This window comes from Shewanella sp. 10N.286.51.B7, assembly GCF_002873615.1.
In the GTDB taxonomy this organism is placed as follows: Bacteria; Pseudomonadota; Gammaproteobacteria; order Enterobacterales; family Shewanellaceae; genus Shewanella; species Shewanella electrodiphila.
In genome coordinates this window covers 1-4,477 of the sequence record NZ_MCUF01000042.1, presented here as the reverse complement: position 1 = coordinate 4,477, position 4,477 = coordinate 1, and the positions used below count along the sequence as shown (strand labels likewise).

Genomic DNA, 4,477 nt, shown 5'->3' with positions numbered 1-4,477 from the left:
CGCCAAGCGCCTAATACTGAAAAGCCCTAACACAATGTGTTAGGGCTTTTTCTTTGCCTAAAAAAAGTTCAACCGCGGGTTTAGACACATCAACAGTTGATAGTGTGAGCGATATGCCCATATGCCCATATGCCCATATGCCCATATGCCCTTATAAGGGTAGTAAAAAAAAGGTCATCGCCAAGCGCCCCATATCTTTAAAATTAGTGCCTCTTAATTGAGAGCAGATAGCCCGTTACTTACGTAACGGGCTTTTTTGTGTCTGGAAATTGAGTGAATGAGTTAGTTAGTAGCTAAAGCTAACAGACAGCGCGGTCGATATGCCTATGTACCCTTACAAGGATAGTAAAAAATAGTTGATCGCCAAGCGCCCCATATCTTTAAAATTAGTGCCTCTTAATTGAGAGCAGATAGCCCGTTACTCACGTAATGGGCTTTATTGTAGCTGGGTTATATGATTATAAAACTCAAGTGTAAAGTTAGATGCAACGAGTTAGATTGAATCGGATATCTTTGAGTGAGAGCTCAAGGCGAACTACTGCATAAGTAATCCGTTAATTTCTACCGTCTCAAATACCTAATTTATTTGCCTGATAGTGTTATTAAATTCACCAAGGTACAATGAACTATCATTTTCCAAAATATCTAAATATGCCTGTCAGCTTAAAACCATTTAATACATTAGCTTTAGAGCAGGGCTGCCTTCAATTTTTTGAAGTAACGTCTGTTATAGAACTTAAACAACAACTTATTAAAGCAGCGAATGCTTCACTACCTACATTGATTTTAGGTGGAGGGAGTAATGTTGTTTTTACTAGTGATTACCAAGGCGTAGTGATTAAAGTGGCGACAAAGGGCATTGAAGTTAGTGAAGATGCTGAAGCTTTTTATATCTCTGTACAGGCGGGCGAAAGTTGGCATGAGTTTGTTGGCTATTGTTTAGATAATGGTTTTCATGGCTTGGAGAACTTAGCACTGATACCTGGCACTGTTGGTGCTGCACCTATTCAAAATATTGGTGCCTATGGGGTTGAGATTAACAAGTATTGTCAGAAAGTCAGTTACTTGAATTTAGCTAGCTTAGAAAGCAATACATTAACTAATTCAGAGTGTCATTTCGGATATCGTGATTCAATTTTTAAAAATGAATTAAAGAATCAAATTGCCATTACTGAAGTTCAGTTTAGATTACCAAAGGTATGGCAGGCAAATATAGAATATGGCCCACTGCAGCACTTTAATTTAGAAACAGTCACACCAAAACAAGTATATGACACTGTATGTGATATTCGAAAGAGCAAGTTACCTGACCCAGCAGTGCTTGGTAATGTAGGCAGTTTCTTTAAGAACCCAATAATAGAAGCCTCTCAATATATTGAGCTACTTAAGACCTATTCTGATTTGGTTGGTTATGCCCAAGCTGATGGCCAAATTAAAATTGCAGCTGGTTGGTTAATTGATGAAGCAGGCCTTAAAGGGGTCAATAAAGGTCGAGCCGCAGTGCATGATAAACAGGCCTTAGTGTTAGTGAACTTGGATGACGCAGTCGGAGAAGATATTTGTCAGCTTGCACATTACATAATGGATATTGTGTTAGCTAAATTTGGAATTCAATTGGATCCTGAGCCAAGGATTATTGGTGGAACTGGCGAGGTAAATTTGTAATGAATGAGCATTGGGACAAGAAAGCGCAGATTATTGGACTGTTAGATCATACTGAATTTATCTCTGGTGAACTAATTGCACAGCAAGTGGGATTATCTCGTACTGCAGTTAACAATCATATTGCACAATTAGAAACCTATGGTGTCGATATCTTCAGTGTAAAAGGTAAGGGATATAAATTAGCTAAACAATTACCTATTTTTGATAAAAGTAAACTTGTAAACAACATCGAAAATCGTTGCTTTTATTTTCATGAAATAGAAAGTACTAATGCTTTTATGCTTCAACATGCTGATGAACTAAAAAATGGTGATATTTGTATTGCTGAATATCAGTCAGCGGGTCGAGGTAGAAGAGGCAGACAATGGGTTTCACCATATGGTCAACATGTTTACGCATCTTTGTTTTGGAGACTTAACCAAGGCATGAATGCAGCCATGGGGCTTAGTCTTGTTGTTGCTTGTTCAATTGTGACTTCCTTAAAGGCGTTTGGAGTCGATGGTTTAGGCGTTAAATGGCCGAATGACATTTACCGAGATAATAAGAAGTTAGCAGGGATATTAATTGAGCTATCGGGTCATTCAATCGATGAGTGTCATTTGGTAATAGGCTTTGGTATCAATATGAGCATGTCAGAACAACATGCCGAGCAGATTGACCAACCATGGAGTGATTTAACCTCTTTGAATTCAATGCCTGACAAAACTGAGCTGTTAACGGCTATTCATAAACAACTTAAAGTTGATCTCATGCAGTTTGAAGCTGAAGGTATGGAACCTTTTATACCTCAGTGGCAAGAGTATGATTTGTTTTATGACAAACAGATTAATCTATTAATGGCACCAAATAATGTCACAGGAACATGTAAGGGCATTGATAAACAAGGTGCAGTGCTACTAGAGCACAATGGAGTAATAACGTCATATATAGGTGGAGAGATCAGTTTACGCGGAAGTGAGTAAACTGAATAAATTTCTAGCAACTATTTACGCAATAAAACTCGGTCAACCAGATGGTTGGCCGCTTTTTTTAGAATTAAATTTGCACGCTCGCGGCTTGGTTTTATGTTTGTTTGTAAATTGGGGCCATTGATCGTATCCCAAATGTTGGCAGCGGTAGCGTTGGCTTCCTCATCTGAAAGTTGTGAATAGTGATGAAAGAAAGACTTTGGATCGCTAAATGCGCCTTGTCTGAACTTTAAAAAGCGTTGTTGGTACCATTCTTTTAATAATGATTCTTCAGCATCGACATAAATAGAGAAATCAACATAATCGGATAAGAAACTACTTTTACTTTCAGGGCTAGGATCTAGCGCGGTTTGAAGTACATTTAACCCTTCGATAATAAGAATGTCAGGTTGATTAATGTTCTGTACTTCATCAGTGAGTCTGTCATAAGTCACATGAGAATAAAGGGGCGCACTGACATTGGGCTCACCTGCTTTTACTGCAGAAATAAAATCGATCAGCATTTTCATGTCATAACTCTCTGGAAAGCCTTTTCGCTTTAGCAGGTTATTATGGGTGAGTTCTGCCAAGGGGTATAAGAAGCCATCAGTGGTGACTAGTTCAACTTTAGGGTGCTCAGGCCAACGTTGTAATAATGTCTGAAGAATTCGAGCAGTGGTACTTTTACCAACAGCAACACTACCAGAAATACTAATGATGTAAGGTGTTTTAGTGGGTTTGTGATTTAAAAATTGATCAAGCACCACACTGCTTTGCTGCTTTGAATCAATAATGAGATTTAATAAACGGCTTAAGGGAAGATAAATGTCAGTGACTTCATCTAATGACAGCTGTTCATTCATACCACGTAGATTGGCTAGTTCATCTTCGCTAAGTGTTAAAGGTACAGAATTACGTAATTCTGACCACTGTTGGCGAAGAAATGAAAAATAAAGTGTTTGATGTAATGTATTGGTCGCTGTCATATCTTCCTTTCCTTAGGTCAGGCACAGTACACCACCAAATTATTTTGAACAATAGCTAAAGTCATCTTACTTATCGTCGGTTGACTAAATCGCTTTATTTTTATCCTGCTCAATCAAATAAAGCCCAAAAAAGCGCCATTTGAAACTTTTTTTAGCTTTTTTATGCATTTCCTATTGCACTTACGCCAACATTTACCTAATATCCGTTTCCGAAATGATTAGCCGGCATAGCTCAGTTGGTAGAGCAACTGACTTGTAATCAGTAGGTCCCGAGTTCGACTCTTGGTGCCGGCACCATTTTTATGGAGGGGTTCCCGAGTGGCCAAAGGGATCAGACTGTAAATCTGACGGCTCAGCCTTCGAAGGTTCGAATCCTTCTCCCTCCACCATTTTTAAAGGTAGTTAGGTAGCCTTATTCAGGTTGCGCGGATGTCGTATAATGGTATTACTCCAGCCTTCCAAGCTGATAACGCGGGTTCGATTCCCGCCATCCGCTCCAAATTGCTGAACGACTTGATTGCTTAGTAGTTCGTTTAAATGAACTATTAAGTCAATCAAATCCTTTAAATCAGCACGTCCTGTCTTATGCTAAACTTAATCACCAAAACTAAACTAATTAATTCGATGTCATTCTATGCATCGGACTTTTTCTATATGTGTTTTCATCACCAAGACTCTGGATTGAGGCAATATCATGGCTAAAGAAAAATTTGAACGTAATAAACCACACGTAAACGTGGGTACAATCGGTCACGTCGACCATGGTAAAACAACGCTAACTGCTGCAATCTCAGCTGTTTTAACCAAAACTTACGGTGGTGAAGTTAAAGATTTCGCACAAATCGATAACGCTCCAGAAGAGCGTGAGCGCGGTATTAC

Annotated in this window: 4 protein-coding genes and 3 tRNA genes; 6 read left to right on the top strand and 1 reads right to left on the bottom strand. The window is 38.9% G+C overall.

What is annotated here, in order from left to right:
- Positions 1-621 precede the first annotated feature (621 nt).
- Both murB and birA read left to right on the top strand, forming a co-directional pair.
- A complete protein-coding gene (gene murB / locus BCU84_RS12660; protein WP_241906427.1) occupies positions 622-1,665 on the top strand; it encodes a UDP-N-acetylmuramate dehydrogenase in 1,044 nt (347 codons plus the stop codon).
- The gene (gene birA, locus BCU84_RS12655) at positions 1,665-2,627 is read left to right on the top strand and encodes a bifunctional biotin--[acetyl-CoA-carboxylase] ligase/biotin operon repressor BirA (protein ID WP_102528448.1); all 963 of its coding nucleotides are present in this window, start codon (positions 1,665-1,667) and stop codon (positions 2,625-2,627) included. The genes murB and birA overlap by 1 nt, the downstream gene beginning before the upstream one ends.
- A 20-nt stretch (positions 2,628-2,647) precedes the next feature.
- Here the strand turns inward: birA and coaA are convergent, their stop codons facing one another.
- Positions 2,648-3,598, bottom strand: coding sequence for a type I pantothenate kinase (coaA, locus tag BCU84_RS12650; RefSeq protein WP_102528447.1), 951 nt, complete (start codon positions 3,596-3,598; stop codon positions 2,648-2,650).
- A 221-nt stretch (positions 3,599-3,819) separates the two neighbouring features.
- Here coaA and BCU84_RS12645 point away from each other — a divergent pair.
- The 4 genes from BCU84_RS12645 to BCU84_RS12630 all read left to right on the top strand — a co-directional run.
- Positions 3,820-3,895 (top strand) — tRNA-Thr (locus tag BCU84_RS12645).
- A 7-nt stretch (positions 3,896-3,902) separates the two neighbouring features.
- Positions 3,903-3,987 (top strand) — tRNA-Tyr (locus BCU84_RS12640).
- A gap of 36 nt (positions 3,988-4,023) precedes the next feature.
- Positions 4,024-4,097, top strand: a tRNA-Gly gene (locus BCU84_RS12635).
- Positions 4,098-4,292: 195 nt separating this feature from the next.
- A partial coding sequence (locus tag BCU84_RS12630) for a GTP-binding protein (RefSeq protein ID WP_241906426.1) occupies positions 4,293-4,477 on the top strand: 185 nt, incomplete at its 3' end.